The sequence below is a fragment of the Planomonospora algeriensis genome, from assembly GCF_977012225.1.
Window position 1 is genome coordinate 1 of the sequence record NZ_CDRNDK010000613.1, and the last position, 3,099, is coordinate 3,099.

General features: G+C 72.7%; 4 protein-coding genes. 1 reads left to right on the forward strand and 3 read right to left on the reverse strand.

The window, feature by feature from the left end:
* Nucleotides 1–63: 63 nt before the first annotated feature.
* The 3 genes from ACWJ6R_RS33365 to ACWJ6R_RS33375 are packed head-to-tail and all read right to left on the reverse strand — an operon-like array spanning nt 64 to nt 2,416.
* Entirely contained in the window at nt 64–1,296 is a 1,233-nt protein-coding gene (locus ACWJ6R_RS33365) for a toxic anion resistance protein (protein ID WP_449066039.1), read from the reverse strand.
* Between the two features lie 14 nt (nt 1,297–1,310).
* Nucleotides 1,311–1,712 (reverse strand): hypothetical protein, encoded by a 402-nt coding sequence (locus ACWJ6R_RS33370; RefSeq protein WP_449066040.1) that lies wholly within the window; start codon nt 1,710–1,712, stop codon nt 1,311–1,313.
* Nucleotides 1,682–2,416 (reverse strand): hypothetical protein, encoded by a 735-nt coding sequence (locus ACWJ6R_RS33375; protein WP_449066041.1) that lies wholly within the window; start codon nt 2,414–2,416, stop codon nt 1,682–1,684. Before ACWJ6R_RS33375 ends, ACWJ6R_RS33370 begins: the two co-directional genes overlap by 31 nt.
* A 134-nt stretch (nt 2,417–2,550) precedes the next feature.
* Here ACWJ6R_RS33375 and ACWJ6R_RS33380 point away from each other — a divergent pair.
* Nucleotides 2,551–3,099 (forward strand): phosphatase PAP2 family protein (locus ACWJ6R_RS33380; RefSeq protein ID WP_449066042.1); only part of this gene is annotated, 549 nt, incomplete at its 3' end.

Genomic DNA, 3,099 nt, shown 5'->3' on the forward strand with positions numbered 1-3,099 from the left:
CCCCGTCCCCCTCGTGCCCTCCATCCTCCCGCTCGGTACGGCGGGCGCCGGCGGGCGGCGCGCTCACCGGCCCGCCTCCGGCCCCTCGACGGCCCGCGAGGCCGCCCGCTCGACGTAGGTCCTGGCGTGCTCCAGCTCGGCGGTCAGGCTCTCCACGGTGACGGCCATGTTCCGCACGGCCTGCGCGCGGAAGGAGTCGATCATGTCCATGGTGGCGTAGACGTCGTCGAACGCCCGGCGCAGCGTGTCCATGTCCACGGTGGTGGCGGCTGCCTGGTTCTGGATCGCGCCGGCCTGGGTGCGGAGCATCTCGCCGGTGGCCAGGATCAGGTCGCCGGTCATGGTGTTGAGCGCGGTGATCTGGTCCAGCACCAGCTTCTGGTTCGCCAGCGCCTGGGCCACGATCACCGCGGTGCGCAGCGCGGCGACCGTCGTGGTGGTCGCCCGGTCCACGCCCTTGATCAGCTCCCGGTTGTTCTTGCGGACCAGGTCCAGGGCCAGGTAGCCCTGCACGGAGACGGCCAGCTGGGTGAGGATGTCCTGGTGCTTCTGCCGTACCGAGAACAACGCGTCCGAGCGGAGCGCGGTAGCCCGCTCCGGGTCGGTCGCCTCCAGGTGCGGCAGGTGCTCCTCCAGCGCGGCGTCGAGCGCGGCGGCCAGCACCGCGTACTCCTGCAGCCGGGTCATCGCCTCCCACAGGTTCGCCTTCTCGCCCTCGATCGCGGCGTTGTCCTTGAGTAGCTCGTCCTGCCCGGACTTCAGCGCCCGGACGATGTCGTCGAGGTGCTTCTGCGCGGAGGCGTACCTGGCGAAGTAGTCGCGGAGCCGGTCTCCGAACGGGATCAGCCCCAGCAGCCTGCGCGGCCCGCTCGCCGCCTGCTTCGGGTCGAGGTCCACCACGGTACGGCGCAGCTCCACCAGCCGCCCCGCCACCCGCGCCTGGGCGTCGGAGCCCTCGCCCTTCGCCGCCGACAGCGCCGCCACCGGCCGGTTGAGCATGCGGCCGGCCACCTGCGAGGCGGAGCGGATCTCGCCGTCGCCCATCGAGGCGATGTCGTTCACCCGGCGGGTGAAGTCCGGCACCCGGGGGTCCATCGCGGCCAGTTCCGCCGCGAAGTCCCGGGCCTTGGCGGTCAGCTCGGCCCGGCGCTCCTCGGGCAGCGGCAGCATGGTCGCGGCCTGCTGCGCCGGGACCGCGGCCACCGGGGCGGGCGGGGTCAGCGTCAGGCCGCCCCCCGCCGCAGCCGCGGTGTCCCCGGCGGTCCCGATGGTCCCGGTGTCTCCGGTGCTTCCCATACTCTCCGTCACGGTCAGGACCCTCCCTCGGTCCGCGGTGCGGCGCCGTCGGCGTAGAGCCGCTCGATGCCGGTGATGAGCCGGTCCAGGTGCTCGTAGACGGGCGGTTCGACCACGTCCACCAGGTTCCGCGCGACCGGTGCCCGGTGCTGGGCGGCCAGGTCGTCGAAGGCCCTGGGATCGGCGGTACGGAATCCGTGCCGCGCCGCGAGCCCGCGCAGCTCCGGATCCTCGGTCAGCAGCCGGCCGACCCGTTCCCCGTGCTCACCGAGCGGCACCAGCGTGTGCTTGCTGAGCACGGTCGGCGCCGGGTACAGCAGCCGCATGTCGGAGGTGATCGACCCGTCGCCGGAGAACAGCCGGGACAGGTACTGCGCCTCGTAGATCACCACCATCGGCGTCTTGCCGGACCCCATGACCAGGTAGTCCTGGAACGGCGCCTCGCTGGAGGCCTGCGAGTAGCCCTGGTCGAGGAAGACCGGCGCCAGCTTCTCCGCCAGCCCGGGCACCTGCGCGGCGGAGCTGACCACGTCTCGCCGTTGGCGACGTAGCTGGTCATCGCCAGGTACATGGCGGCGGAGTTGGAGGTCCGCACGTCGGTGGTGGTCAGCAGCACCCGCTTGCGCGCGGGGTAGGAGGTGTTGCCGGGCAGCCGGTCCCAGCGGGTGCCCTCGGCGACCAGGTCGAGGTAGGCGGCGATGTCGAGGATCTGATGGTCCTGGCCGGAGTCGCGCACCAGTCCGGCGCCGGCCAGGACGCGGACGATCGGCTCGAAGGTGGCCACCGCCATGGGCGAGTGGAAGGGGGAGTAGACCCGGGCGGCCTTCCGGTCCTTCCTGATCTTCTCCGCCGCGGGGAGGCTGGAGGGGAACGCGAAGGCGTAGCCGTCCAGGTCGAACTCGGTGGCGATCTGCCGGGACCCGGCGGTCTCCACCTCCACCCGCAGCCCGTGCTTCTCGAACGCCGCGCGCACCCGGGGGTCGTTGAAGAACGGCTCTTTCTCCGAGCCGATGACCCCCCGCACCACGACGGGCCCGTCACCGCCGTTGCCGAGGTAGACGGCCACCGCGACCACGGCGGCGAGCAGCAGCGCCAGGGCGATGCCGAGCAACCGCTTCATCGCACCTCATTTCATGAAAAACACTTTTGATGGGGATTATCTGCGGCGAGTAAAAGGGGTGCGCGGGGGATATGGGGATGGTCGGCAGAATTAAGTGCCTGTTCATTTGCCCGTCATTCGAAAGGGTGGGGACGATGCGGTTGCGGAAGCGGCTCGGCAGGATGGACCGGCGGTTGTTCGCCGCCGTGGCGGGCGCGCGGCTCCCCGGCCTCGAACGCGTGGTGCCCGCCCTGTCGCGGGCGGCGGACAACTCCCTGCTCTGGGCCGGCATCGCCGGAGCGCTGGCGGTCAGCGGGCGGCGGCCGCTGCGCCGGGCGGCGACCCGGGGCCTGCTCGCGGTCAGCCTGGCCAGCCCGCTGGTCAACCTGGTGGGCAAGCAGGCCTTCCGCCGGAACCGGCCGTCCCCGGACGGGCTCCCGCTCGCACGGCTGGCCAGGAGGCCCTTGTCCGCCTCGTTCCCTTCCGGCCACTCGGCCTCGGCCGCCGCGTTCGCGGCCGCCGTGGCCATGGAGGCGCCCCGGGCCGTCGCCGTCCCGGTCGGGCTGCTGGCCGCCGGGGTCTGCTTCTCCCGGGTCTACACCGGCGTGCACTATCCGGGGGACGTGCTGGCCGGGGCGGCGGTCGGGGTGGCGGCGGGGGTGCTCACCCTGCGGCTCTGGCCTGAGGCGGCCGAGGCGGGACGG